Origin of the sequence: Streptomyces sp. NPDC058579, assembly GCF_042718575.1 — a bacterium.
In the GTDB taxonomy this organism is placed as follows: Bacteria; Actinomycetota; Actinomycetes; order Streptomycetales; family Streptomycetaceae; genus Streptomyces.
This window is the reverse complement of the sequence record NZ_JBHXPI010000004.1, coordinates 1-25,335: the sequence shown is the minus strand read 5'-3', so window position 1 is coordinate 25,335 and position 25,335 is coordinate 1. Positions and strand designations below refer to the sequence as shown.

General features: G+C 72.6%; 21 protein-coding genes and 1 pseudogene. 11 read left to right on the top strand and 11 right to left on the bottom strand.

Features of this window, described 5'->3' with window-relative positions:
* Positions 1 to 3: 3 nt before the first annotated feature.
* From ACFWRO_RS07210 to ACFWRO_RS07195, 4 genes are all read right to left on the bottom strand, one after another.
* Positions 4 to 87, bottom strand: coding sequence for a putative leader peptide (locus ACFWRO_RS07210; protein ID WP_352077884.1), 84 nt, complete (start codon positions 85 to 87; stop codon positions 4 to 6).
* Between the two features lie 161 nt (positions 88 to 248).
* Complete coding sequence (locus ACFWRO_RS07205; protein ID WP_384505520.1) at positions 249 to 818, bottom strand: GNAT family N-acetyltransferase; 570 nt, start codon at positions 816 to 818, stop codon at positions 249 to 251.
* Between the two features lie 242 nt (positions 819 to 1,060).
* On the bottom strand, positions 1,061 to 2,383 hold the full coding sequence (locus tag ACFWRO_RS07200; protein ID WP_384505517.1) for a GAF domain-containing protein: 1,323 nt from the start codon (positions 2,381 to 2,383) through the stop codon (positions 1,061 to 1,063).
* Positions 2,384 to 2,629: 246 nt separating this feature from the next.
* Positions 2,630 to 4,297, bottom strand: coding sequence for an acyl-CoA dehydrogenase family protein (locus tag ACFWRO_RS07195; RefSeq protein ID WP_384505514.1), 1,668 nt, complete (start codon positions 4,295 to 4,297; stop codon positions 2,630 to 2,632).
* A 17-nt stretch (positions 4,298 to 4,314) separates the two neighbouring features.
* On the opposite strand from ACFWRO_RS07195, the gene ACFWRO_RS07190 reads away from it, so the two are divergent.
* Both ACFWRO_RS07190 and ACFWRO_RS07185 read left to right on the top strand, forming a co-directional pair.
* A complete protein-coding gene (locus ACFWRO_RS07190) occupies positions 4,315 to 5,430 on the top strand; it encodes a YihY/virulence factor BrkB family protein (RefSeq protein ID WP_384505511.1) in 1,116 nt (371 codons plus the stop codon).
* Positions 5,431 to 5,452: 22 nt separating this feature from the next.
* Positions 5,453 to 6,190, top strand: a complete 738-nt coding sequence (locus tag ACFWRO_RS07185; RefSeq protein WP_384505508.1) for a helix-turn-helix domain-containing protein — start codon at positions 5,453 to 5,455, stop codon at positions 6,188 to 6,190.
* On the opposite strand, the gene ACFWRO_RS07180 is transcribed toward ACFWRO_RS07185, so the two are convergent.
* Entirely contained in the window at positions 6,127 to 6,525 is a 399-nt protein-coding gene (locus tag ACFWRO_RS07180) for a VOC family protein (RefSeq protein ID WP_384505504.1), read from the bottom strand. The two genes, ACFWRO_RS07185 and ACFWRO_RS07180, sit on opposite strands and share 64 nt — an antisense overlap.
* Positions 6,526 to 6,639: 114 nt before the next feature.
* Between ACFWRO_RS07180 and ACFWRO_RS07175 the strand changes: the two genes are divergently transcribed.
* A complete protein-coding gene (locus ACFWRO_RS07175; RefSeq protein ID WP_384505501.1) occupies positions 6,640 to 7,755 on the top strand; it encodes a molybdopterin-dependent oxidoreductase in 1,116 nt (371 codons plus the stop codon).
* Positions 7,756 to 7,773: 18 nt separating this feature from the next.
* On the opposite strand, the gene ACFWRO_RS07170 is transcribed toward ACFWRO_RS07175, so the two are convergent.
* On the bottom strand, positions 7,774 to 8,619 hold the full coding sequence (locus ACFWRO_RS07170; RefSeq protein WP_384505498.1) for a slipin family protein: 846 nt from the start codon (positions 8,617 to 8,619) through the stop codon (positions 7,774 to 7,776).
* Between the two features lie 173 nt (positions 8,620 to 8,792).
* Positions 8,793 to 9,650 carry an alpha/beta fold hydrolase gene (locus ACFWRO_RS07165; RefSeq protein WP_384505495.1) on the bottom strand — a complete coding sequence of 286 codons (858 nt, stop codon included), beginning with the start codon at positions 9,648 to 9,650 and terminating at the stop codon, positions 8,793 to 8,795.
* Between the two features lie 473 nt (positions 9,651 to 10,123).
* On the opposite strand from ACFWRO_RS07165, the gene rsgA reads away from it, so the two are divergent.
* The 3 genes from rsgA to ACFWRO_RS07150 all read left to right on the top strand — a co-directional run bounded on the left by rsgA (position 10,124) and on the right by ACFWRO_RS07150 (position 13,168).
* Entirely contained in the window at positions 10,124 to 11,251 is a 1,128-nt protein-coding gene (gene rsgA / locus ACFWRO_RS07160; RefSeq protein ID WP_384505492.1) for a ribosome small subunit-dependent GTPase A, read from the top strand.
* Positions 11,252 to 11,352: 101 nt separating this feature from the next.
* Entirely contained in the window at positions 11,353 to 12,720 is a 1,368-nt protein-coding gene (locus tag ACFWRO_RS07155; protein ID WP_384505490.1) for a bifunctional transcriptional activator/DNA repair enzyme AdaA, read from the top strand.
* Positions 12,721 to 12,727: 7 nt separating this feature from the next.
* Complete coding sequence (locus tag ACFWRO_RS07150; protein ID WP_384505487.1) at positions 12,728 to 13,168, top strand: GNAT family N-acetyltransferase; 441 nt, start codon at positions 12,728 to 12,730, stop codon at positions 13,166 to 13,168.
* Here ACFWRO_RS07150 and ACFWRO_RS07145 read toward each other — a convergent pair.
* From ACFWRO_RS07145 to ACFWRO_RS07135, 3 genes are all read right to left on the bottom strand, one after another.
* Entirely contained in the window at positions 13,140 to 13,550 is a 411-nt protein-coding gene (locus ACFWRO_RS07145; protein ID WP_384505485.1) for a PPOX class F420-dependent oxidoreductase, read from the bottom strand. The two genes, ACFWRO_RS07150 and ACFWRO_RS07145, sit on opposite strands and share 29 nt — an antisense overlap.
* Positions 13,551 to 13,655: 105 nt before the next feature.
* On the bottom strand, positions 13,656 to 14,138 hold the full coding sequence (locus tag ACFWRO_RS07140) for a DUF456 domain-containing protein (protein WP_384505482.1): 483 nt from the start codon (positions 14,136 to 14,138) through the stop codon (positions 13,656 to 13,658).
* 78 nt (positions 14,139 to 14,216) lie between these two features.
* Entirely contained in the window at positions 14,217 to 15,200 is a 984-nt protein-coding gene (locus ACFWRO_RS07135) for a helix-turn-helix domain-containing protein (protein ID WP_384505479.1), read from the bottom strand.
* A 233-nt stretch (positions 15,201 to 15,433) separates the two neighbouring features.
* Here ACFWRO_RS07135 and ACFWRO_RS07130 point away from each other — a divergent pair, with 233 nt between their 5' ends.
* The 5 genes from ACFWRO_RS07130 to ACFWRO_RS07110 all read left to right on the top strand — a co-directional run bounded on the left by ACFWRO_RS07130 (position 15,434) and on the right by ACFWRO_RS07110 (position 25,040).
* Positions 15,434 to 19,198, top strand: coding sequence for a S8 family serine peptidase (locus ACFWRO_RS07130; RefSeq protein ID WP_384505477.1), 3,765 nt, complete (start codon positions 15,434 to 15,436; stop codon positions 19,196 to 19,198).
* Positions 19,199 to 19,306: 108 nt separating this feature from the next.
* The gene (locus ACFWRO_RS07125) at positions 19,307 to 20,602 is read left to right on the top strand and encodes a protein phosphatase 2C domain-containing protein (protein WP_384505474.1); all 1,296 of its coding nucleotides are present in this window, start codon (positions 19,307 to 19,309) and stop codon (positions 20,600 to 20,602) included.
* Positions 20,603 to 20,629: 27 nt separating this feature from the next.
* The gene (locus ACFWRO_RS07120; RefSeq protein WP_384505471.1) at positions 20,630 to 22,372 is read left to right on the top strand and encodes a pyruvate dehydrogenase; all 1,743 of its coding nucleotides are present in this window, start codon (positions 20,630 to 20,632) and stop codon (positions 22,370 to 22,372) included.
* A gap of 153 nt (positions 22,373 to 22,525) precedes the next feature.
* A complete protein-coding gene (locus ACFWRO_RS07115; RefSeq protein ID WP_384505468.1) occupies positions 22,526 to 24,538 on the top strand; it encodes a calcium-binding protein in 2,013 nt (670 codons plus the stop codon).
* 73 nt (positions 24,539 to 24,611) lie between these two features.
* Positions 24,612 to 25,040, top strand: coding sequence for an ATP-binding protein (locus tag ACFWRO_RS07110; RefSeq protein ID WP_384506306.1), 429 nt, complete (start codon positions 24,612 to 24,614; stop codon positions 25,038 to 25,040).
* 51 nt (positions 25,041 to 25,091) lie between these two features.
* Here the strand turns inward: ACFWRO_RS07110 and ACFWRO_RS07105 are convergent.
* Positions 25,092 to 25,335: pseudogene (locus tag ACFWRO_RS07105) on the bottom strand (hypothetical protein); the annotation flags it as partial.

The following is a 25,335-nucleotide window of genomic DNA, read 5'->3' as shown; positions in this document are numbered from 1 at the left end:
CTCTCAGCGCGCCGAACACATGGCGCTGGACATGCGGCCGAGGTCGACGTGCCGCCGACTCACCAAGGCAATTCCAGTTCCAGACATGACGGAAGCGTGTCACGGGACTTTGGACCCAGTCCAGCTTCGTCCGCTATGTGGACAAGAGTGTCTCGCTGGGCGAGATGGTGTGGCGTGGGTCACGTTCGAGGGTTACGCCCGGGCCCCTCCCGCGGACCCGGGCTGTCGTGCGGCGGGCTCGGCAGAGCTCAGCCGTGTGCGCCGGGCCAGGGGCCGGGGGTCTCGGACTCCTCGACCTCCTCCACCTTGGTGTCGAAGAGCCGGAAGCCCCGGCGCAGGTAGTTGTCCATCGCGTGCGGCCCGTCCAGCGAGCACGTGTGCAGCCAGACCCGCCGGGTCGCCTCGCGCTCCGGCCACCGCTCGGCCAGGTCCCAGGCGCGCTGGACACCGTACGAGAGGAGGTGCCCGCCGATCCGGCGGCCCCGGAAGGCGGGGATGAGGCCGAAGTAGACGATCTCCACGACGCCGTCGTCCTGCGGGTCCAGCTCCACGTACCCGGCCGGCGTCCCCTTGTCGTACGCCACCCAGATCTCCGCCCCGGGCTTCTCGACGATCTCCTCCCACTGCTTGTACGTCAGCGACAGCCGGTCGTTCCAGCGGATGTCGCCACCGACCGCCGTATAGAGGAAGCGGCTGTACTCGGGGGAGGGCACCTCGGCACGCCGGATCGCGACGTCGTCCCGCTCCGGCGGGGTCGAGGCGCGCAGGTCGGTCGGCGAGGTCTGTTCGAGGGACCAGGTGGTGAGAGTGATGCTCATGGGTTCATCGCATCATGCGGAGTCCACGATTCCCAAGGGGCTCCGTGGGTCGGTTGTCCGCATGGTGGACAGTGGTGGGATCGCGGGGGCGAGCCGCTGCCTCGGCGGGTCCTGCCCGGCCGGTCCACGCCGGGCCGGCGCTCCCGGTCCACGCCGGGCCCGCGCCCGGAGCACGCCTGGCCGCCCGGCCCGCTCTACGCCCGGCCCGCTCTACGCCCGGCCCGCTCTACCCCCGCCCCGCTCTACGCCCGGCCCAGTCGCCCGGACCGTACCGCCGGGGCCGTCGAGTGGGGGAGCAGGTCCACCGGGTCGGCCGGGGCGACGATCTCGACCTCGACCTCCTCGCTGAACCGGTACGGGCGGTGGGCGAGCACGCTCGCCAGGTTCCGGCGGATCCGCGACATCTCCGCGCGTACCGTCACCGTCCTCGTCCGGTCGCCGAACACGTCCTCGGCCAGCTCCGCCGCCGTCCGCCCGTCCCGGTGCCGGGCCAGGACGTACAGCAGCTCGGCGTGGCGCGGGCTCAGCTCCTGGGACCAGCTGCCCGCCGCCCCCGACACCGCCACCGACCAGCGGCGCGGCCGGCTCAGGTCGAGCACGACGCGGCTGGCCGCCTCCGCACCGTCCGTTGTTATGGCGCCCGCGTGTTTCTCCTCCTCGATCCGGAGCAGCCAGCCGCCCGGCAGCGGCTCCACCGCGCACATCCCGAGCGACGGCAGCCACACCCGCCCGGCCCGGAAGGACTTCGGCAGCGTGATCCGGTCCACCGGGGCGAGCCCGGTGACCGCCGCCGTCCAGCCGTGCGCGTCCACCGCGACAGCGCGCCCGCCCACCCGGCACAGGATCGGCGCGGCCACCGAGCGGAGCCGCTCGATCGACCGCAGATGGCGGTCGCGCATCTCCGCCTCGGCGAGCCGGGCCACCGAGCCGACGAGCGCGAGCGTCGACGGGTGGAAGCCGGACGCCGGTCCGCTGACGTCCACGATCCCCAACAGCCGCTGGTCGCGCGGATCGTGGACAGGGGCGGCGGCACACGTCCAGCTGTGCAGGCTCTGGACGTAGTGCTCGGCCGAGTGGACCTGGACGGCCCGTCCCATCGCGAGCGCCGTCCCCACCGCGTTCGTCCCGGTGGTGTGCTCGGTCCAGGCCGCGCCCTCCTCCAGGCAGATGCCGTTGGCCTGCCGCATCACCGAGAGGTTGCCCTGGCGCCAGAGCACCCGGCCCTGCTCGTCGGTGACCACCATGATCTGCATCGAGGCGTCCGCGATCCCGGCGAGCATCGTGCTCAGGGTGCGCATCACCTCGCCGAGGACGGTCGTGCGGCGCCGCTGCTCCAGCTCGTCGGGCTGGAGCAGCACACTGCTGGTGCCCCGGTCCGGGTCGAGACCGAGCCGGAACATCCGCTGCCAGGAGGCGTCGATGACCGGCCGGGGAGCGATCGGCGGTGTGCGGCCGGCGAGCGTCTCGTCCCGTACCCGGTGCAGCAGCCGGGTCGCCTGGGCGGCGTCCATGGCGGCCAGCCGGTGCATGTCGAGCCGAGTGTTGTTCAGCTGAGTGTTCTTCATGGGTCTCTCCCAGCCACCCTCACTGCCGCGTCGGTGCTGTATCGGTTCTGCCGGACTCCGGAGTCCGGTGCCCATCGTGCCGTCCGGTGCTCGCCGGTAGAGCGCGATTCCGGTAATCCTGCAACCCTTTGCAACTCTGGTAGCAACCGCTCTCGTGCGTGAAGGTGGTTCGAGCGGAGGGTGGTGCCGTGTCGGCGCAGCACCACCCACCGCTTTTCGCGGAGGATGAGCCGCCCGATTCGGCGGTCAGACCTCCGCCCGCGCCCGCTCCACCACCGCTCCCAGGTCGAGCGTCGACGGCAGCGTCCCGAACGCCGTGCCCCAGTCGCCGCCGAGCCGCGAGGCACAGAAAGCGTCCGACACCTCGGACGGTGCCCACCGCACCAGGAGCGACCCCTGCAACACCAGTGCCATCCGCTCCACGAGCCGGCGCGCCCGCCCCTCGATGCCGTCCAGGTCGGCCAGTTCCGTCAGCATCCCCCGGATCGCCCCGTCCAGGCGGTGATCCGCGCCCCGCGCCTTCCCGACCTCCGTCAGGAACGCGTTCAGCGCCATCGGCTCCCGCTGCAACGCCCGCAGCACATCCAGCGCCTGGACGTTCCCCGAGCCCTCCCAGATCGAGTTGAGCGGCGACTCGCGCAGCAGCCGGGGCATCCCCGACTCCTCCACGTAGCCGTTGCCGCCCAGGCACTCCAGCGCCTCCGCCACCGTCGGCGTACACCGCTTCGTCACCCAGTACTTCGCCACCGGCACCGCGATCCGCAGGAACGCCCGCTCGGCCTCGGAGTCCGTGTCGTACGCCGCCGCGAGCCGCATCCCGAGGACCGTCGCCGCCTCCGACTCCAGCGCCAGATCCGCGAGCACATTGCGCATCAGCGGCTTCTCGATCAGCACCCCGCCGAACGCCCTGCGGTACGCGGCGTGGTGCACGGCCTGCGCCACCGCCTGCCGCATCAGCGCCGCCGAGCCCAGCACACAGTCGAGGCGCGTCGCCGCCACCATCCCGATGATCGTGCGGACCCCGCTCCCCTCCTCGCCGACCCGGCGCGCCCAGGTCGTCCCGTCGAACTCGACCTCGGCGGAGGCGTTCGACCGGTTGCCGAGCTTGTCCTTGAGCCGCTGGATCGCGAACGCGTTCCGCGTCCCGTCCGGCAGGACCCGGGGGACGAGGAAGCAGCTCAGGCCCCCCTCTCCCGCGGAGGGGGATGCCTGCCCCAGGACCAGGAACGCGTCGGACATCGGCGCCGAGCAGAACCACTTGTGCCCGGTGAGGACGTACGTCCCGTCCTCGGCCAGCGGCCGGGCCTCCGTCGTGTTCGCCCGTACGTCGCTGCCGCCCTGCTTCTCCGTCAGCCCCATCCCGAAGAGCACCCCGGCCTTCTCGGCCGGCGGCCGCAGCCCCTGCTCGTACACCCGCGAGGTCAGCAGCGGCTCCCACGCGGCGGCGAGCTCCGGGTCCGGGTCCGCCCGCAGCGCGGGCACGGCGGCGTGCGTCATCGACAGCGGGCAGCCGTGCCCGGCCTCGGTCTGCGTCGCGAGGAAGAAACCCGCCGCGCGCCGCACATGACCACCCGGACGGCCCCACGCGTCCGTGAGCCCCGAGCCCACCGCCCGGCCCAGGAGCCGGTGCCAGGCCGGATGGAACTCGACCTCGTCGATCCGGTTCCCGTACCGGTCGTGTGTCCGCAGCCGCGGCGGAAACGCGTTCGCGAGCTCCCCCCACTCCCGCGCCTGCTCCGAACCGGCGGACCGGCCGAACTCCGTCAGCTCCTCGCGCGCGACCTCGAGGACCTCCGGGCCGAGAGGGTCGAGGTGGCGCTCCACGGCCTCCGCGAGCGCCCGGTCCGCCGAGAAGACGTCGTATCCCACCAGGGGCGGAGGCTGATTGGTCACGGTGTGGGTGCTGGCTGCCATGCCGATACGGTAAGGAGGTGCAGGCAGCAAACGAAACACCCGAGCGGCGGCCCGGGACACGACTCCACCGGGCGCGAGTCCTCTACCGCAACGTCTCGAAGCGGAAGATGGTCTGGCTGCTCCTGAAGGACACCGTCAACTCGTGCATCGAGTACCGCATCCTCGGCCTCGCGGCCGAAGCCGCGTTCTTCACCCTGCTGTCCCTGCCCCCGCTGCTGCTCGGTCTGATCGCCCTCCTCGGCTACGCCGACGACTGGACCAACACCGACACCGTCGCGAGCATGCGGGAGAACATCCTCCGCGCCGCCGGAACGGTCCTCTCCGACCGCGGCGTACGCGACATCGCCAGGCCCCTCCTGGACGACGTCACCCAGGGCACCCGCCCCGAACTCGTCTCCCTCGGCTTCGCCATCGCCCTGTGGTCAGGCTCGCGCGCCGTGAACGTCTTCATCGACACCATCACCGTCATGTACGGCCTCGACGGCCACCGGGGCATCGTCAAGACCCGGCTCCTGGCCTTCCTGCTCTACATCGTGGCGCTGCTCATCGGCGCGGTCGTGCTGCCGCTAGCCGTCGTCGGACCCGACCGGGTGGTGGAGCTGATCCCCTGGGGCACGGAGGTCGTCTCCGTCCTCTACTGGCCGGTCGTCATCCTCCTCTCCGTAGCCTTCCTCACCACCCTCTATCACGTCTCCGTGCCCGTCAGATCGCCATGGATCGAGGACATTCCGGGCGCGCTCGTGGCGCTCGGGATGTGGGTGCTCGGCAGCTTCCTGCTGCGGATCTACCTCACCAGCCAGGTCGAGGGCCCGACCATCTACGGCTCCCTCGCCGCGCCCATCGCCGTCCTCCTCTGGATCGGCATCTCCGCCTTCGCCGTGCTCGTCGGCGCGGCGGTGAACGCGGCGATCGACCGCGTCTGGCCCTCGGTCGCCACCGCCGCCGCCCGCGAGGCCTCCGACCGCGCCCGCGCCGCCCAGGCCGCCGACCTCGTCGCCCGGCTGCGCGCGGAGGCGGAGGAGGTGGACGAGGACGACCCCGACATGCCCTCGGAGTTCCCCGAACGCTGGTCGCGCTTCCTGCCCCCGGACGACGTCAAGTCGCGGCTGCACTCGGGGTGGGAGAAGGACTAGTACCCGACTTAGGCTCGGAAGGGTGTACGAGGAACGCCCCGCGCGGTTTGCCGGCGCGGTCGTCTGGAGCGTCGGGCCTTCGCCCGTGGGCGAGGAGCCGGTGGCGGTGCTGCCCGACGGCTGCATGGACCTGCTGTGGCACGACGGCCGGCTGTTCGTCGCGGGCCCCGACACCTTCGCGTACGTCCCCGAGGGCAGCCCGGGCCGGTACGCGGGGCTGCGCTTCGCGCCCGGGGACGCGCCCGCCCTGCTCGGCGTACCGGCGAGCGCGCTGCTGGACCGGCGTGTCGAGCTCGGCGCGCTCTGGGGCGAGGCACGGGCCCGGCGGCTCGCCGAGCGGGTGTCCGCCGCGCCCGACCCGGCCGCCGCCCTGGAGGCCCTCGCCGTCGACCGGGCTGTGGACGCCCCGGACCCCGACCCGCTGATCCGCGCCGTCGCCCGCCGCCTGGCCGCCGGACGGCCCGTCGCCGAGACCGCGGAGGCCGTCGGCCTGGGCGCACGGCAACTGCACCGGCGCTCGCTGGACGCGTTCGGCTACGGGCCCAAGACGCTGGCCAGGATCCTGCGGCTCCAGCGCGCCCTGGCCCTGGTCAGGGCGGGCGTCCCGTACGCCGAGGCGGCCCTGCGCGCCGGCTGCGCCGACCAGGCCCACCTGGCCCGCGAGACCCGGGCGCTGGCCGGAACGACGCTCTCCGCCTACGCCTCGGCCTGGGCGAAGAGGGAGACCCCGCAGCCGTCCGGGTCGAGCACGACGGCGTAGCGCTGCCCCCACACCGCGTCCCAGGGCTTCAGATGCCCCTGGTACCCGGCCGCGACGAGCGCCTCGAACGTGGCGTCCACCTCCTGGGGCGAGTCGCACAGGAACGCGAGCCCGATCCGGTCACCGCCCTCGGGCCGGGACCAGGCAGGATCGAAGGACCGGATGACTTCTTCGGTGTCCCACGCGATCCGCATCCCCCCGGGCAGCGCGGCCTCCACGTGCGGCTGGGTGTCGGCCTCGGCGGGCACGTCGAGACCGAGCCGCCGGTAGAAGGCGAGCGAGGCGGCCATGTCGGCGACGACGAGGCCGATGACGTCGAGTCGTGGTGTGTTCATGGAACAACGGTAGGCATGGCGCGGGGCCGGGGTCTTGTACGAATCGGACGCGACGAGTGGGGTCGCGGGCCCCGACGTACGCTGAGAGGGACCGCGCCCGACGGAGGTGCCGGCATGAGCACAGCAGCCGTTCCCCAGGGGATGGGGGCCACCGTCTGGGCGCCCGAGACGGTGACCACGGAGCCGTACAACGCCCAGACCCCGATGGCCGCGCTCGCCGATCCGGTGACGCCCGCCGACGCCCTCTTCGTACGGGACCACTTCGGCGTCCCGCGCCCGGAGATCGCCCGCTGGCGGCTGCGCGTCGACGGCGCCGTGGCGGCTCCGCTCGACATCGACTACGAGCACCTCATCGCCCTCGGCCGCGCAGGCCGGCGTGAGCTCGACGTCGTCCTGGAGTGCGCGGGCAACGGACGCGCCCTGATGAACCCGCGCCCGCCGGGCCTGCCCTGGGAGCGCGGGGCGGTCGGCTGCGCCCGGTTCGCGGGCGTCCCCTTCCACCTGGTCGCCGAACGGGCCGGGGTCGCCCCGGAGGCCGTCGAGTTCGTCTTCACCGGAGCGGACGAGGGCCCGGTCCACGGGCGACCGGTCGCTTTCGAACGCGCCCTCCCGCTGGCCGAGGCCCTGCACCCCGACACCCTCCTCGCGACCCACCTGAACGGCGATCCGCTCCCGCCCCGGCACGGCGCCCCGGTCCGGCTCGTGGTGCCCGGCCGGTACGCGGTCGCCGACGTGAAGTGGCTCGTCGGGGCGCGGGCCGTCACGACACCCTTCACCGGCGTCTTCCAGACCGAGGAGTACGTCTACATCGCCTCGGACGGCACCCCCGACGGGCCCGTCGGGGCGATCCGCGTCAAGTCGCTCATCACCGCGCCCGAACCGGACGAGGACCTGCGGCGCGGGACGGAGACCGTCGTACGCGGCAGGGCCTGGTCCGGCGGCGGGCGGACCGTCGGCCGCGTCGAGGTGCGGGCCGAGGACGAGGACGGCACCGGACCGGGGCCGGACGACCCGGACACGGGGTGGCACGACGCCCAACTGGAGCCGCCCACCGGCCCGTACGCCTGGACCGGCTGGTCGTACCCGTGGACCCCGCGCCGCCCAGGCCGGTACCGCCTGCTGGCCCGCGCGACCGACTCCCACGGCGCCACCCAGCCGGACCGCGCCCCGTGGAACGCGCAGGGCTACGGCTGCAACCCGGTGGCCTCGGTGGAGGTGGTCGTCGTCTGACGCTCCGGGCCGCGCCGCCTACTCCCCGGGAGCGCGCTGCTCGGGGAGGGTACCGGCGGCAGGGTCCTGTCCTTGGGGCTGGCCCTGGCCCTGGGGCTGGTCGAACTGGCGGGCAGCCCGGTCGAAGTAGCGGAGCAGCTCCACGGGGAAGGGCATGACGAGCGTGGAGTTCTTCTCGGCGGCGACCTCCACCACCGTCTGCAGCAGCCGCAGTTGCATCGCCTCCGGCGTGTCCGCCATGATCCGCGACGCGTTGGCGAGCTGCTGCGCCGCCTGGAACTCGCCGTCGGCGGTGATGACCCTGGCCCGCCGCTCACGCTCCGCCTCGGCCTGCCGCGACATCGACCGCTTCAGGGACTCCGGCAGCTGTACGTCCTTGATCTCGACCCGGTCGATGTGCACGCCCCACCCGGCCGCCGGACTGTCGATCATCAGCGCGAGCCCCTCGTGGAGCCGCTCACGGTCGGACAGCAGGTCGTCCAGATCGCTCTTGCCGATAATCGACCGCAGGGAGGACTGGGCGACCTGCCCGACGGCGAAGGCGTAGTCCTGCACCTCGATCGCCGCCCGCGCGGGATCGACGACCCGGTAGTAGACGACGGCGTCGACCTTCACCGAGACGTTGTCCCGGGTGATCCCCTCCTGGGTCGGGATCGGCATGGTCGCGACCTGTACGTTCACCTTCCGCATCCGGTCGGCGACGGGGATGAGCAGGGTGATGCCGGGCTGCCGGTACCCCGGCAGCGCCTTACCGAAGCGGAACACCACGCCTCGCTCGATCTGATTGATCACCCGCAGTCCGCTGCGCAACACCAGCAGGACACAGACGACGGTGATGACGGCTCCGACAGCGACGCCATCCATGGCAGCACACTCCCTCGTGGGCGCGGTTCGACACTCCTCAGGACGGTCATGGTGGAGCGGGCGGATGCGAACGCGGCGTCAAGAGCGTGTAAAAGTGCGCACGTTGAGGCGAGGAGTCGCAGGTGTCGCCCCAACAGCGCGCCGTATCAAGCGCAACGGGGCGCGGCCACCATCTACGGGCCCTGGCCGACCAGTTCGGCGACCAGGTCCGCGATGCGGGACGGGTGTTCCTCGATGACGAGGTGGCCGGCCCGGGGTACGACCTCGAGGGCGACGGAGAGTTTTCGGCGGACGGGCCCTTCGAGGCGGTGTGGGGGGAGGAAGACGTCCTGGTCTCCCGTCACCACGCGGCGGGGGACCGTCTGGTGGGGTGTGTCGGCCAGGTCCGGGGCGCCGCTGGAGCGGGCGTGGCGGGCGACCAGGGTCATCCAGTCCACGAGCGCGGGGCGGGGCGCGGGGGCGTCGGGGGCGGACATGGTGCGCAGGAGCCATGCGCTGTGCCGGGGGCCGGGAAGCGCGAGCCAGGCGGCGGAGGCGCAGAGGAGGCCCGGGGTCAGTCGTAGTGTGGTCAGGCCGCCCGGGGAGACGAGGACCTGCCCCTCGACGCGGGGCGACGTGGTGGACAGGGCTATCGCGGCGCCGAAGGAGTGACCAAGGACGATCACCGGGCCCGAGGTGCAGGCCTCGATCACGTCCGCCAACCACGTTCCGTACCAGGCGAGTCGGCCGTCGCCACGGCCCCGATCGGGCGAGCTGAGGCCGGGCTGGCCGGGGACGTCCACCACGACGGTGCGGTACCGGGCGGCGAGCGCCGTCGCCAGCGGCAGGCAGGCCGCCGCGTTGAAGTTCGTACCGGGTACGAGTACGACGGTCGGTCCGCCGGTGCCGGCGAGGACCACGCGGGTCTCGGCACCGGCGGCGGTGAACACCTCGGTGGTGTGCGGGACGTGCCAGGCGGCCAGTTGGTCGAGGCACCAGTGCCGGATGGCTTCGCCGCCCGCCGCGCTCCGGTAGATGGACGATCCCCTCACGAGCCCGGGCCTCCTGCGTGGCTGGACGAAGGGACGAGACACCGCCGAGTCTCGTCCCTTCGGAGGCCGGACCGATGGGGTGGCCCGACCGATGCCGCTGACTTTCAGGTCGTCCGGCGGCCGTGGAGGGAATCTAAGCGGCGACGGAGCCCGCGAGGACGGTTCGCCGTCCGAACTTGCGCGCTCTTGACGGGCCCATCGGGGCGGGTGTCGGCGCCGCGTGAAAATGGATCGCGTGGGCGCTTCGGCGGAGCTATCGTGAGGGCGTTCCTGGGGCCTTCCGCCCGCAGGGGTCGCCGTGTAGGTGAACAAAGATCCAGGAGGTGTGACCGATGGCTGTCATGACGGTGGGCGCTGCCCTCACTCAGAAGCTCGTCAACTCCATCCCTGTGGTCTCCGGCTGACCTTCCCTCTTCATCTCGACGCGCCCACGCGGCGCGCGTGCCGGGGCCACCCTTGTGAAGGGTCACCCCTTGTCTTTCTCCGCTTCTCAGGTTTCGAACTCGCACGCCCTCATCCCGTACGGCTGGGACGAGGGCTGGGAGGCCGCGTTCGCTCCGTACGCCGTGTGGGACCTGCTGCCCGGCCGCGTCCTGCGGGTCGACCGAGGCCAGTGCGATCTGATCACCCCCCTTGGCACCGTACGGGCCGACACCGAGTTCGTCGTGCCCCGGGACCCGCTGAAGGTCGTCTGCACGGGCGACTGGGCCACCGTCGACCGGGACGGCGATCCCCGTTACGTACGGCACCTCCTCCCGCGCCGTACCGCCTTCGCGCGGTCCACGTCCTCCAAGCGGTCCGAGGGACAGATCCTCGCCGCCAACGTCGACCACGCGATCATCACCGTCTCGCTCGCCGTCGAGCTCGACCTCGGCCGCATCGAGCGCTTTCTCGCCCTGGCCTGGGAGTCCGGTGCCCAGCCGCTGATCGTGCTCAGCAAGGCCGACCTGGTGCCCGACCCGGTCGGACTCTCGTACCTCGTCGAGGACGTGCGGACCGTCGCGCCGGGCGTCCAGGTGCTGCCCGTCAGCTCCACGACCGGCGAGGGGCTCGACGTCCTCCGTTCGCTCGTGGCGGGCGGTACGAGCGTGCTGCTCGGCGTCTCCGGCGCCGGGAAGTCCACGCTCGCCAACACGCTCCTCGGCGAGGACGTGATGGACGTCAAGGCCGCCCGTGACGTGGACGGCAAGGGCCGTCACACCACGACCACGCGCAACCTGCTCGTGCTGCCCGCAGGCGGTGTCCTCATCGACACACCGGGTCTGCGCGGGGTCGGGCTCTGGGACGCCGAGACCGGCGTCGGCCAGGTCTTCTCGGAGATCGAGAGCCTGGCCGGGGAGTGCCGCTTCCACGACTGCGCCCACGAGGCGGAGCCCGGCTGCGCCGTGACGGCCGCGGTCGAGGACGGTTCGCTCGCGGTCCGCCGGCTGGAGAGCTACCGCAAGCTCCTCCGCGAGAACCAGCGGATCGTCGCCAAGACCGACGCCCGCCTGCGCTCCGAGATCCTCAAGGACTGGAAGCGCAAGGGCGCGGAGGGCCGCGCGGCGATGGAGGCCAAGCGCGGCGGCTCGGGCGGCCGCGGGCGGCAGTCGGGCCGCTAGCGGGCGGGCCCACAGAGCCCGGGGATCGCGGGGGAGCGCGGTGCAGTGCGGTGTCCGAAAACCGCCAGCCGCGCCCCCTGGGCTCCCGCACACTGGAACACGTGGACAGCGTGAAGGATCAAGACATCGACCGGCGGTACGAGGCCGTCAGCAGCCGGGACGCCCGCTTCGACGGCGCGTTCTTCTTCGCCGTCGAGACGACCGGCATCTACTGCCGGCCCAGCTGCCCCGCCGTCACGCCCAAGCGGAAGAACGTCACGTTCTTCCCGACGGCCGCCGCCGCCCAGGGCCACGGCTTCCGCGCCTGCCGGCGCTGCCGCCCGGACGCCGTGCCCGGCTCCGCCGAGTGGAACGTCCGCGCCGACGTCGTCGGCCGCGCCGTACGCCTGATCGGGGACGGGGTCGTCGACCGCGAGGGCGTGCCCGGCCTCGCCGGGCGGCTCGGTTACAGCGCCCGCCAGGTGCAGCGCCTGCTCACCGCCGAGCTGGGCGCGGGCCCGGTCGCCCTCGCCCGTGCCCAGCGGGCCCACACCGCCCGGCTGCTCCTGCAGACCACCGGGCTCTCGGTCACCGAGATCGCCTTCGCGTCCGGCAGCGCCAGCGTGCGCCAGTTCAACGACACGATCCGCCGCATCTACGCCCGCACCCCCACCGAGCTGCGCACCGAGTCCGGCACCGGCGCCGGGCCCCGTACCGCGCTCGCCGCCGGGGTGCCGCTGCGGCTCGCCCACCGGGGCCCGTACGCCGCCCGCGAGGTCTTCGACCTCCTCGCCGCCGAGGCCCTGCCGGGCGTCGAGGAGGTGCTTGGCGCCCCCGGGGCCCGTACCTACCGCCGTACGCTCCGCCTCCCGTACGGCACCGGCCTCGTCTCCGTCGACGAGCGCTCCGCCGGGCCCTGGCTCGAGGCCCGGATCCACCTCACGGACCTGCGCGACCTGACCACAGCCGTGCAGCGGCTGCGCCGTCTCCTCGACCTGGACGCCGACCCGTACGCCGTCGCCGAGCACCTCGGCGCCGCCCCCGACCCCGTGCTCGCCGAGGCGGTCGCCGCTCGCCCCGGCCTCCGGTCGCCGGGCGCGGCCGACCCGGAGGAGTTCGCGCTCCGGACCGTGGCGGGACCCGAGGAGTCGGCCCGCCTCGTCCTGGCCCACGGCACGCGCCTGGACACCGCCTGCGGCACGCTCACCCACCTCTTCCCCGAGCCCGGCGCGCTCCTCGACCACTCCGAGGCGGGCCCGCTCGCCGCCGCGCTCACCACCGGGGCCGTACGCCTCGACCCGGGCGCCGACCGCGACGAGGCGGAGCAGGCATTGCGCGCCGTCCCCGGCGTCACCGCGGGCCACGCCGCGCTCATCCGGATGCGGGCCCTCGGCGACCCGGATGTGGACCCAGGGGGCCGCTCCGAGGCGTGGCGGCCCTGGCGCTCGTACGCGTACCGGTACCTGGAGCTCGCACCCGTACCGGCATGATGAGCCCATGATCAGCACAGACCTGCTCCGCCCCGAGGACCGCGACGCCTGGGAGCGCCTCTTCCGCGCGTACATCGACTTCTACGGGCGCAGTGAGCCCGACGCCCTGTACGAGCGGGCCTGGAAGGCCTTCCAGGACGGCACCCGCGTCCACGCGCGCGTGGCGCGGCACGAGGGCCGGGTCGTCGGCTTCACCCACTTCCTCGTCCACCCCAGCACCTCGGGGCCGGACGTCTGCTACCTCCAGGACCTCTTCACCGACCCCGAGGCGCGCGGCCGGGGCGTCGCGCGTGCGCTGATCGCCGTCGTGGCGGAGTGGGCGCGGGAGCAGGGCTGCGACCGGGTCTACTGGAACACGCAGGCGTCCAACACCACCGCGCGCCACCTGTACGACAAGGTCGCCCGCGACACCGGCTTCATCAAGTACCAGATCGATCTTCCGAAGTAGCCCCCTCGGTCGCGAGACCCCAGCTGTGGATCCGGCGGGGGTGGATCCGGATGACCTCCTCGCTGAAGTGCGGGCCGAGCTCGTGCGGCCCGACCAGGAGCTCGGCCACGCCCCGGATCTCCACCCCGCGCACCCGCCAGGGCCGTACGCTCGCCAGGTCGTCGACGACCAGGGCCACCTTGGGGTTGGCGACGAGGTTGCGCCACTTCTTCGTGCGGCCCATGGCGAGCCCGCCGACCAGGACGGTGCCGTCCGGCTGCGGGAAGAAGCCGACGGGGTTGGCCTGGGGCTGGCCCGTGGGGTCGACCGTGGCCATCCGGGCGAGCCGCTGCGTCCGGAGATAGGCGAGTTCGGCCTCGCCGAAGCCCTCGAAATCCCTCATACGGCCAGCATCACGCGCCGGTCGTGGGGAGCGCATCGGCGCTCCGGAGGAATTCCGGGCGGGCCGTGGTCCTAGGTCCTCAGCCCCAGAGCCTGGTCAGCCCCCTCAGCCCCAGATGAGCGCCCCCACCCACGCGCCGACGATCAGCAGGCAGGCGAAGAGCTCGACCAGGATGCTCGTACCCGCCGCCCGCATCACCGCGCGCGTGGAGGCCCTGGCCTGGCCGTGGCCGCCCAGGCGGAACCGCTCGGAGAGGTAGATCCCGCCGATGAAACCGGGGATCGCGCCGAGCACGGGGACCAGGAAGAAGCCGAGGAAGGCGCCGACCCCGGCGTACGTCACCATGCGCCGGGTGATCCCGACGCCCCGGATCCGGCGCTGCGGCAGCAGCCATACGACCACCTGGGTGAGCAGGAGCAGCGCGGTCGAGGCGACGAGCAGGATCCAGGCGAGCCCGCTCTGCTCGTGCAGCGACCACCAGAGCATGGCCGCCCACACCAGCCACGGCCCCGGCACGCCGGGAGCCAGTACCCCGAACAGGCCGAGCAGCATCACCATCGCGACGAGCAACAGCTGCCACACACCCATCTGCCCAGCGTGCAGGACCCATGATCTCCTCGCAGGTCGCGGGGTACGGACGGGGCACCGGCCCTCCGGCCCCGGCGCCTACCCCCGCGCCACCCACCCCTTCTCGTACGCGTGCCAGCCCAGCTGGAGGCGGGTCGTCACGCCCGAGAGCTCCATCAGGCCCTTCACCCGGCGCTGCACCGTGCGCAGGCCCAGGTCCAGCTGTTTCGCCACGCTCGCGTCCGTCATGCCGGCCAGGAGCAGGGAGAGGACCTCCAGGTCCGTCGCGTCGGGGCCCGGCGCCTCCGTCTCCGTGACGTGCGCGCCCGCGCCGAGCCGCAGCGGCAGCGCGTCGCGCCAGACCGCCTCGAAGAGGCCCATCAGGGACTCCAGGAGCCCGCTCGCGTGCACCACGAGCGCCGCCGGCTCCGCGCCCCGGCCGGTCAGCGGGACCATCGCGAGGGCCCGGTCCGCGACCACCAACTTCGTGGGCACCCGGTCCACCACCCGGATCTCCTCGTCCCGGCCGAGCGCGGCCGACAGCTCGACGATCCCCGAAGGCAGCGTCAGGACCTCCCGCTCGACCACCACGCGGTAGTGCACGCCCCGCCCGGCCGCCATCTCCTCCGCGTCGTTCTCCATGCCGCTCACCGCGATCGGCTTCCCGGTGACCAGCGCGCAGACCTCCTCCGTCGCGCCGAGCTGGAGCTGGAGGAAGCGGTGCGTGACCGCGCTCGCGCCCGTCACCACCTCCACCAGGTCGTGCACGGCCGGCTCCGCCGCCTCGGCGCGGTACTCCTCCGCGAGCAGCGCCGCCGCCAGCTCCGCCTGCTCCAGCTCGTGCCGCTGCTGGGTCAGCAGCGCGCCGAGCGCCACCCCCGGAGGCGCCGCCACCCACCGCCCCGTCCGCGCCGACGACTGCGCGGCGAGCCCCTGCGACTCCAGGCGCCGCAGCGCCCGCTCGGTGTCCGTCTCCGGCAGCGCGAGCCGGTGCGCCAGATCCGTCACCTCGGCCGCGCCCAGCGCGACGAGCGCGCGGTACGCGGACTCCTGCCGTTCGTCGAGCCCTATGGCTCCCAGCATCGCTGCCCCACCCCTCACCGGACGTCCTCGGACGTCCCGGACATTCCCCGGACGTTCACCGGACGCATTCGTTCCGTTGGTGCCCTGGCGGGAATCGGCCACGGCGCATTCCCGCCGCGCACATCATCCCTGCACCACCCTCACCTCTGCCAATGTGGCGCCACCGCAGCACCAACAGCTCCCGGCCAGGGGACCTTTGCCCGCCCCTGTGCCGGAATCAGATGGGGAGAGCGATGCGCCCGATTTCGCGTACGGCCCTGGGGGCGGCGACCGCCGCCGTCCTGGCCGTCACCGCGGTCGCGCCGTCCACGGCCGCCGTGCCACAGGACGACCCGACCGGCAATCGACCGCTGGTCGGCAGCGAGGCCCACACGGCCCGCGCCGGGGAGCGGACCGCCACGGTCACGCTGGTCACCGGCGACCGGATCCTGGTCACCCGCGACGCCGCCGGGAACCCGGCCGCCGCCGCGCTGCCCCGCGAGGACGGGACCGTTCCCTTCGTCCAGACCCGCCGCTCGGGCCAGGACCTGTACGTCTACCCCGAGGGCGCCACCGCCGCCCTCGCCGCGGGCCGCGTCGACGAGGAACTCTTCAACGTCACCGGCCTGGTCCGGCAGGGCTACGACGACGTCGGCAGCAAGACGCTCCCCCTCATCGCGGTCTACGGCTCCGACCTCGCCCGCTCCGTCCCCGCCGCCCCGCGCGGAGCCCAGCGCGGCCAGGTCCTCAAGGCCGTCGACGGCGTCGCCCTCAAGGCCGACAAGAAGCAGGCCGCCACCTTCTGGGCCGACGTGAACGCCCCCGCAGCCCGCTCCGCCACCGGCCTGAAGAAGCTCTGGCTGGACCGCAAGGTCGAGGCCACCCTGGAGCGTTCGACCAAGCAGGTGCACGCCCCCGAGGCCTGGGCCGCCGGCTTCGACGGCACCGGCACCAAGGTCGCCGTCCTCGACACCGGCGCCGACACCGAGCACCCCGACCTCAAGGGCCGGATCGTCGCCTCGGAGAACTTCACCGACTCCGACACCGCCGAGGACCGCGCGGGCCACGGCACCCACACCATCTCCACCGTCGGCGGCTCCGGCGCGGCGAGCGGCGGCAAGAAGAAGGGCGTCGCGCCCGGCGCGGCCCTCCTCAACGGCAAGGTGCTCAACGACTCCGGTTCCGGCGCCGCCTCCTGGATCATCGCGGGCATGGAGTGGGCCGTCGGCCAGGGCGCCGACGTCGTCTCCATGAGCCTCGGCAGCTCCGTGCCCACCGACTGCACCGACCCGATGAGCGTCGCCGCGCAGGAACTCGCCCAGAACAAGGGCACGTTGTTCGTCATAGCCGCCGGCAACTCGGGCCCGACGCTCAACACCGTCTCCTCTCCCGGCTGCGCCCCCGACGTGCTGACCGTCGGCGCCACCGACCGCGACGACTCCACCGCGAACTTCTCCAGCCGCGGCCCGACGATCGTCCACCACACCCTCAAGCCGGAGATCGCCGCGCCCGGCGTCTCCATCTCCGCCGCAGCCGTCGGCGGCCGGGGCGTGTACGCCTACCAGCCCATGTCCGGTACGTCGATGGCCACCCCGCACGTCGCGGGCGCGGCCGCCATCGTCAAGCAGCGGCACCCCGACTGGACGGCCCAGCAGATCAAGGCCGCGCTCGTCTCCTCCGCCGAGAGCGACGTCCCCGGCGACGTGCGCGAGGTCGGCGGCGGCCGGCTCGACGTCAAGGCCGCCATCGACCAGACGGTCCTCGGCGCCGACGCCGTCCAGGGCGGCACCTTCAACTGGCCCCAGGACAGCAGCGACCGCACCACGGTCTCCGTCCCGTACACCAACACCTCCGGCAAGGCCGTCACCCTGACGCTCGACGTCGAGAAGGTGACCGGCAACGACGGCTCCCGCGTCCGGTCCTCCGTAGCCAAGCTCGGCAAGCGCACGGTCACCGTCCCGGCCGGCGCGACCGTCGAGGTCCCGCTCCAACTGGACCCGTCCGCGCACCTGGAGCGCGCGCAGTACGGCGACGTCACCGGACGCGTCGTGGCCACCGGCCGTGACGGGTTGCACGTCTCGACGCCGTTCTCCCTCTACGTCCAGCCCGAAACGGTCACCCTGCGCGCCAAGTTGATCGACCGTCAGGGCAAGCCCGCCGACGGCGCGTCCTCCGTCGACCTCATCGGCACCGACGACGCCAGCGGCGAGCGCCGCTTCAACGAGGGCGCCACCGACCAGGTCTTCCAGGTGCGGCCCGGCAGCTACTTCCTCTCCTCCTTCGTCACCACACCCGACGCGGGCGAGGGCGCCACGCTGAACGACTCGCTCAGCTACCTGGCCCGCCCGCAGATCGAGGTGAAGAAGGACACCACCGTCGTCCTCGACGCCCGCAGGGCGCACAAGCTGGCGGTCGCGACCGACAAGCCCGGTGAACAGCGCGGCACCACCCTGGCGTTCGCCCGCTCCTGGGACGACACCTGGCAGCACGCCGGAACGGCCGCGGGCACCCGCTCGATCCGCGGCTACTACGCCTCCGTCGAAGGCCGCGCCGACGAGGGCGACTTCGAGTTCGGCAGCTACTGGCGCACCGCGGCCCCGCAGATCGCGGAGCTGAAGACGGCCGACGGCACCGTCCTGCACCCCGTCACCGCCTCCCTCGGCTCCGACAACCTCGACGGCGCCGGAACCGCCGGTCTCGTCGACGCGGGCACCGGCACTCCCGAGGAACTGACGGCCGCCGGCGCCAAGGGCCGTGTCGCCCTGGTCCGCTTCCCGGACACCTCCACCAACGCGGCCACCGTCGCCCGGAACGCCAAGGCCGCCGGAGCCGTCGCGGTCCTCGCGTACCGCACGTCGACCGCCCGCTGGTACCCGACGGCCGGCTTCACCGGAGCCGGGTTCCCGGTCCTCGCCGTCGGCTCCGCCGAGAGCGCGGCGCTCCTGGCCAAGCTCTCCGCCGGCGAGGTCACCCTCTCCTGGAAGGCCACCGCGAAGAGCCCGTACCTCTACAACCTGGCCTTCCCCGAGTCCGGTCAGCTCCGGGACGACAAGACCTACCGGGTCCGGGACGGACAGTTGGGCCGTACCGAGTCCACGTACGGCTCCATGGGTGTCGCCACCGACTTCATCGACAGCCCGGCGGCCTACCGGCCGAACGGCACCGCGGTCTACTTCGGCGCGATCGAGGCGGTCCCTGCGCCGGGCACCCGGACGGAGTACTACACGACCGGGGACACCCAGTGGGAGACGGTCCTCTCCTCCAGCTTCCCGTTCGGCGAGTTCATGATCGGGGCCAAGCACGCCTACAAGGCGGGGGAGAAGCGCACCGAGCGCTGGTACGACGGCGTCATCGCCCCGACCGCCCCGCTGGACGCCACCGGCAAGCCGGTCCTCGTCGCCGAGCGCCAGGGGGACCTCATAGGGTTCGCCAACTCCATGTGGGGGGACAACACCCACTACGCCCAGCCCGGATCCTTCGGGGACATCGGCAACCTCCGGCTCAGCAAGGACGACGAGGTTCTCGGAGAGACCGGATGGCCGTTCGGTGCCTTCGAAGTCCCGTCCGAGCGCGGTACGTACACGCTCGAACAGAACACCATGAAGATCGGCAGCAAGGTGTGGAACCGCTCCACATCCGTCAACTCGGTATGGAATTTCACCTCCGAGCGTGACGAGAGCGTCTACTCTCAAGGCATCCCGATTCTCTTCCCCCGGTACAACCTGCCGGAGGACGGAGTGAAGACCCTCGCCGCGACGGACGGCCAGCAGATCGGCCTCACCGCGACGGGTCACGCGGGCTACACGCCCGCCGCGCTCACCTCGGCCAGGCTCTCGTACTCCTACGACGGAGGAACGACCTGGACGGAGGCGCGGGTCTCGCAGCGCGCCGGCACCTGGACCGCGACCGTGAACCACGCGGGCGCGGCGGGCAAACCGGTCACGCTGAAGACCGAACTGACGGACGCCAAGGGCAACTCCGTCACCCAGACCGTGGTCCGCGCTTACGACGTGCGCTGATCACGCCGGTCCGCCGGGCGTCCTTCCCGTGGGGGGTGGGGTCGCCCGGCGGACCTCTTTTTCGGCATGTCCCGTTTTCTGGCGGCCCGCGCGGTGGACAATAAGGGCATGACTCAGCAGGGGGACAACTGGTGGGACAAGCTCTACGACGAGTCGGTGCCGGACACGGCCCCGACAGCCACGGGCGACACGCTCGACGACCGTTTCGACTCCGCGTCACGTGCGACGACGAGCACGACGCCAGGTGACCCGGCGCCGCCGGTGATACACCGAGCGCCGCTCGTGGGGCGCCCGCCCCGGGCTCCCTGGGAGCCCCCCGACACGAACACGCACACGGACGCGCACACCGAGGCCGACGCCACGCTCGTCGTCGACCTCCCCGATCCCGAAGTGCCCGAGCAGCCCGCCCCGCCGCTGCCGCGCCCCCGTACCGCGCACATCGGCAACCGGCCGCCCACCTACGAGGCCGAGCCGACCGCGCTGCCCGCGGCCCGGCCGGGCGAGCTCGGCGAACTGGTCGCCGACACCGTCCTCGACGGCGCCCGCTACGGCTCGTACACCCTGCGCGCCGCCTCACAGCGCGGCGACTCCGCCCGCTACCGCGGCGAACCCCGCAGGGACTCCTTGCTCACCGCCCGGTTCGGGCAGGAGGAGGCCGCGCTCGTCCTCGTCGCCGTGGCGACCGGCGCCCGGTCCGCCGAGGGCGGGCACCTCGCCGCCGCCGACGCCTGCCGCTGGATCGCCGAGGCCGTCGGCCGCAGCCACGCCCGGCTCTCCGAGGACATCCGCTCCGGCCGCCGGGGCGACCTGAAGTCGGGGCTTCACCGGCTCACGGACCGTACGTACGGCAAGCTGCGCGCCCGCGCCGCCGAACTGGGCGTGGAGCCCGAGGAGTACACCGCGACCCTGCGCTGCCTGCTGCTCTCCGCCGACCCCGACTGCCGCACCCGGGTGTTCTTCGGCATCGGCACCGGCGGCCTCTTCCGGCTCCGCGAGGGCGCCTGGCAGGACATCGAGCCGCTGCTCCCGGAGCCCGCCGCGCTCAGCGGCGCCCCGGTCGTCGGCTTCGGCTCCCCGCCGTCGGAGACGGCCGACGGCGACCGCCAGACCATGCGGCTCGGCGTCCCCGGTCCGCCAGGCGCCCCCTTCGTCGAGGCCCCTCTGCCCCTGCCCGCCGAACCGTTCCGCTTCCGCGCCTCCGTCGCCCGCCCCGGCGACACCCTCCTGCTCGCATCGAACGGTCTCGCCGAGCCGATCCGGGGCGAACCGGCCCTCGCCAAGGAGCTGGCCGAGCGCTGGGCGTCCGCCGAGCCGCCAGGGCTCGCGGCCTATCTCGCCGACACCCAGCTCCGGGTGAAGGGGTACGCCGACGACCGCACAGGGGTGGCCGTCTGGGAGGCGTAACGGTCCGCCTCATGTGTTGATGGACCCATGGCCAAGCAGAACGTCGCAGAACAGCTCGTCGACATCCTCGTCCGGGCGGGCGTCCGGCGCCTGTACGGAGTCGTGGGCGACAGCCTGAACCCCGTCGTCGACGCCATCCGCCGTACGCCCGACATCGACTGGATCCAGGTCCGGCACGAGGAGGTCGCGGCCTTCGCGGCCGGGGCCGAGGCGCAGATCACCGGCCGTCTCACGGCGTGCGCCGGCTCCTGCGGCCCGGGCAATCTGCATCTGATCAACGGCCTGTACGACGCGCACCGCTCGATGGCCCCGGTCCTCGCGCTGGCCTCGCACATCCCCTCCAGCGAGATCGGCCTCGGCTACTTCCAGGAGACGCACCCGGACCGGCTGTTCGCCGAGTGCAGCCACTACAGCGAGCTGATCTCCAACCCGCGCCAGATGCCCAGGATCCTCCAGACGGCCATTCAGCACGCCGTCGGACAGAGCGGCGTCAGTGTCGTGTCGCTCCCGGGCGACATCGCCTCGGAGCCCGCCCCCGACACGGCCCTGCAGACCGCCCTCGTGACGTCCCGGCCCACCGTCCGTCCGGGTGACGCCGAGATCGACGCCCTGGTGCGGATGGTCGACGAGGCCGATCGGGTGACGCTGTTCTGCGGCAGCGGAACGGCCGGGGCGCACGCGGAGGTCATGCAGTTCGCCGAGCGCGTCAAGGCGCCGGTCGGCCACGCGCTGCGCGGCAAGGAGTGGATCCAGTACGACAACCCGTTCGACGTCGGGATGAGCGGACTGCTCGGCTACGGAGCGGCCTACGAGGCCACCCACGAGTGCGATCTGCTGATCCTGCTCGGCACGGACTTCCCGTACAACGCCTTCCTGCCGGACGACGTCAAGATCGTCCAGGTGGACGTCAGGCCCGAGCGTCTGGGGCGGCGCTCCAAGCTCGACCTGGCGGTCTGGGGCGACGTACGGGAGACGCTGAGCTGCCTCACGCCGCGCGTGCGGGCGAAGTCGGACCGCCGGTTCCTCGACAAGATGCTGAAGAAGCACGCCGACGCCCTCGAAGGGGTCGTCAAGGCGTACACCCGCAAGGTCGAGAAGCACGTCCCGATCCACCCGGAGTACGTCGCCTCTGTCCTGGACGAACTCTCCGACGACGACGCGGTGTTCACCGTCGACACCGGCATGTGCAACGTGTGGGCCGCGCGCTACATCACCCCCAACGGCCGCCGTCGCATCATCGGCTCGTTCTCGCACGGCTCGATGGCGAACGCCCTGCCGCAGGCCATCGGCGCCCAGTTCACCGACCGCCGCCGCCAGGTGATCTCGATGTCGGGCGACGGCGGGTTCTCCATGCTGATGGGCGACTTCCTCACGCTCGTCCAGTACGAACTCCCCGTGAAGATCGTCCTGTTCAACAACTCCTCCCTCGGCATGGTCGAGTTGGAGATGCTGGTGTCCGGTCTCCCGTCGTACGGCACGACCAACCACAACCCCGACTTCGCCGCCGTCGCCCGCGCGGCCGGCGCCTACGGCGTCCGAGTCGAGAAGCCCAAGCAGCTCGCGGGCGCCCTCAAGGACGCCTTCAAGCACAAGGGCCCGGCCCTGATCGACATCGTCACTGACCCCAACGCCCTGTCGATCCCGCCGAAGATCAGCCGCGAGATGGTCTCCGGCTTCGCCCTCTCTGCGAGCAAGATCGTCCTGGACGGCGGGGTCGGCCGGATGCTCCAGATGGCCCGCTCCAACTTGCGCAACGTCCCCCGGCCGTAGGGGGTGCACTACGCCGTGCCCTGGTCTCACTCCTGGGAGTGGAACCCGGAGACCAGTGGGCGCAGCCCGTCAGGCCGTGACCCGGAAGGCACCGGTACCACAGAGAGCTGTGGAGCCCGGAGCCCCCGGGTACCGACAGACGGAGCGGACGGAATGTCACTCAAGCCCCTGTACTCCCCAAATTCCCCATCGAGCAGGGCCGGGCGCATCGCCGCCGCGGCCGGCGTCATGGCCCTCGCGCTCGTCGTGAGCCTCCCCGGAGCGGCGACCGCGGCCCCCGGTGACCTCGACCCCACCTTCAGCGGCGACGGCAAGGTCATCTCCGACCTGGCCGCGGTCGAGAACAACCGGGACGTCGTGATCCAGCCCGACGGCAAGATCGTCACGCTCTCCACCGGCTTCGACTTCGACGGCCCCAACGACTTCTACGTGATCCGCCACAACCCCGACGGCACCCTCGACACGACCTTCGGCGGCGGCGACGGCATCGTCTCCACCGACTTCGGCGGATTCACCAACGACGAGGCCCACGCCCTGACCCTGGCGGGCCCCGACAAGATCGTCGCGGTGGGCCGGAGCGACACCCCCGACACCGGCCGGCCCCAGCTCGCGGCGGCCCGCTACAACGCGGACGGCTCCCTGGACACCACCTTCGACGGCGACGGCAAGGTCGTCACCAGCTTCGGCGAGGACGTCCCCGCCATCGGCCACGCCGTGCTCATGGGGACCGACGACAACATCCTCATCGGCGGTTCCTTCGGCGGCGACGCCATGGTCACCCGCCTCACCGCCTCCGGCGGCCTGGACATCTTCGGCGACGACAACTCCGGCAAGGCCGTCTTCCCCTTCGAGGGCGGCGACTCGGAGATCCACGACCTCGCCGTGTACGGCGGCGGGACGATCGTCGGGGCCGGCTCGAGCCCCGCCGGCTTCGGTCTCGTCCGCCTCTACATGGAGTTCGGCGGCCGGGACGTCACCTTCGGCGACAACGGCCAGGTGGCCACCCCGTTCGGCACCTCCGCCGAGGGCGTCGCGCTCGCGGCCGGCGGCAAGATCGTTGCCGCCGGGTCGGACGGGACCGGGGGGAACTCCCGGTTCGCGGTGGCCCGCTACGACGGCGACGGCTCCCTGGACCCGACCTTCGGCGGGGACGGTACGGTGACCACCGCGTTCCCCGCCTTCGCCACCGCGGGCAACGACATGGCGCTGCAGACGGACGGCAAGGTCGTCGTCGTGGGCGACGCCACCGGCGACTTCGCCCTCGCCCGCTACAACACGGACGGCACCCTCGACACCGGCTTCGGCACCGGCGGCCGGGTGACCACCGACTTCGAGGGCAACTGGGACGAGGGCCACGCGGTCGCCCTGCAGGCCGACGGCAGGATCGTCGTCTCCGGCAACGGCAGCGACAACCACGCCCTGGCCCGCTACTCGATCAGCGGCACGCCCCAGCCGCCCACCGCGGACCTGGCGGTCACCAAGACCGGGCCCGCCACCCTCAGCATCGGTGACCAGGCCACGTACACGGTCCGGGTGACCAACCGCAGCACCACGACGACCGCCACCGGGGTCTCCGTCTCCGACACCCTCACCGGCGCCTCCGGCACCCTCCTGTCGGCCACCCCCGGTCAGGGCGGCCCCTGCACCGTGAACGCCACCACCATGAGCTGCGGCCTCGGCACCCTCGCCCCGGGCGCCACCGCCACCGTCACGGTCGTCGCCGAACCCCGCGCCACCGGCACCCTGACCGACCGGGTGACGGCGACGGCGGCCCAGACCGACCCGGTGCCGGGCAACAACACCGCCACCGCGACCACCTCGGTGAACAACGCCCGCGGCTGCACGATCATCGGCAGGAGCACCGGCGAGACGCTCAACGGCACTTTCTTCAGCGACGTGATCTGCGCACTCAGCGGCAACGACACCGTCAACGGAGCCGGCGGCAACGACACCGTCTACGCGGGCCCCGGCAACGACGTGGTCAACGGCGGCGCGGGCAACGACCGGCTGATCGGCCAGACCGGCAACGACCGCCTCAACGGCGACGCCGGCAACGACACCCTCGACACCCGGGACGGCGTCAACGGCAACGACCAGGCGTTCGGCGGCACGGGCACCGACTCCTGCACCACGGACCCCGGGGACACCCGCAACAGCTGCCCTTGATGCCCTCGATGAATGCGCGCCGGTCGGTGGGGCATGCATCTCCGTGAGCCTGTTCGAGGAGATCTGTACCGACATGTGGGTGGGGGTTATGAACGGGGAGGCACGACAGCCGGCTCAACTGCTCAGAAAGGTGGGATGCGCGGAGCTGACCGCGGTGCCGGAGGTGCGCCACGCCCTGCGCAGCATGCTGCGGACCTGGGGCGGACCGGGCGCTTCCGACGTGGCGGAGCTGCTCACCAGCGAACTCGTCACCAACGCTCTGATCCATACCGACCACGGCGCGGTGGTCACCGCGACCGTGGTCCCCGACAGCCTGCGCGTGGAAGTACGCGACTTCGTCTCCGGACTCCCCGCTCCCCCCGAGCCGCACGTACCGCCCGCCGACGACGGTACGCACGGCCGAGGTCTGGTCCTGGTGCAGGAACTGGCCGACTCCTGGGGCGTGGAGGATCACGGCGTGGGCAAGGTGGTGTGGTTCGAACTGAACGGTGGGGCGGCGTGAGTACCCGTCGGGTTCCCACGCCGCCCCACCGTTCACGTCGGCGGCTCAGGCTCAGCCGAACTGCTGCTCCAGGTCCTTGAGTTTGCGCTCCAGCGAGTCGAGCCGGGGGAGCGTCTGGGTGTCGTCCTCGGCGGTGAGGTCCACCGTCCGGGGCTCAGTACCCTTCACGGCCTGGAGGGAGGGCCGGTGTCGAAGCGGCAGCTGTCCGGGGTCGGATATGGCGGGGGCCGCCCCCGCCGGACCCAACCACCGCGGCGCGCCGCCCCCCCCCGCGGGAATCGGGGGGGGCCCCCCC

Bases quoted from the DNA above. Each gene is read 5' to 3' on its own strand.
- ACFWRO_RS07135 (WP_384505479.1), bottom strand. From the start codon at position 15,200: ATGCTGGGAGCCATAGGGCTCGACGAACGGCAGGAGTCCGCGTACCGC.
- ACFWRO_RS07120 (WP_384505471.1), top strand. From the start codon at position 20,630: ATGGCCAAGCAGAACGTCGCAGAACAGCTCGTCGACATCCTCGTCCGG.
- ACFWRO_RS07115 (WP_384505468.1), top strand. From the start codon at position 22,526: ATGTCACTCAAGCCCCTGTACTCCCCAAATTCCCCATCGAGCAGGGCC.
- ACFWRO_RS07145 (WP_384505485.1), bottom strand. From the start codon at position 13,550: ATGAGGGATTTCGAGGGCTTCGGCGAGGCCGAACTCGCCTATCTCCGG.
- ACFWRO_RS07130 (WP_384505477.1), top strand. From the start codon at position 15,434: ATGCGCCCGATTTCGCGTACGGCCCTGGGGGCGGCGACCGCCGCCGTC.
- ACFWRO_RS07175 (WP_384505501.1), top strand. From the start codon at position 6,640: ATGAGCACAGCAGCCGTTCCCCAGGGGATGGGGGCCACCGTCTGGGCG.
- ACFWRO_RS07200 (WP_384505517.1), bottom strand. From the start codon at position 2,383: ATGAAGAACACTCAGCTGAACAACACTCGGCTCGACATGCACCGGCTG.
- ACFWRO_RS07195 (WP_384505514.1), bottom strand. From the start codon at position 4,297: ATGGCAGCCAGCACCCACACCGTGACCAATCAGCCTCCGCCCCTGGTG.
- ACFWRO_RS07180 (WP_384505504.1), bottom strand. From the start codon at position 6,525: ATGAACACACCACGACTCGACGTCATCGGCCTCGTCGTCGCCGACATG.
- ACFWRO_RS07210 (WP_352077884.1), bottom strand. From the start codon at position 87: ATGTCTGGAACTGGAATTGCCTTGGTGAGTCGGCGGCACGTCGACCTC.
- ACFWRO_RS07125 (WP_384505474.1), top strand. From the start codon at position 19,307: ATGACTCAGCAGGGGGACAACTGGTGGGACAAGCTCTACGACGAGTCG.
- ACFWRO_RS07170 (WP_384505498.1), bottom strand. From the start codon at position 8,619: ATGGATGGCGTCGCTGTCGGAGCCGTCATCACCGTCGTCTGTGTCCTG.
- ACFWRO_RS07110 (WP_384506306.1), top strand. From the start codon at position 24,612: ATGTGGGTGGGGGTTATGAACGGGGAGGCACGACAGCCGGCTCAACTG.
- ACFWRO_RS07140 (WP_384505482.1), bottom strand. From the start codon at position 14,138: ATGGGTGTGTGGCAGCTGTTGCTCGTCGCGATGGTGATGCTGCTCGGC.
- ACFWRO_RS07205 (WP_384505520.1), bottom strand. From the start codon at position 818: ATGAGCATCACTCTCACCACCTGGTCCCTCGAACAGACCTCGCCGACC.
- ACFWRO_RS07150 (WP_384505487.1), top strand. From the start codon at position 12,728: ATGATCAGCACAGACCTGCTCCGCCCCGAGGACCGCGACGCCTGGGAG.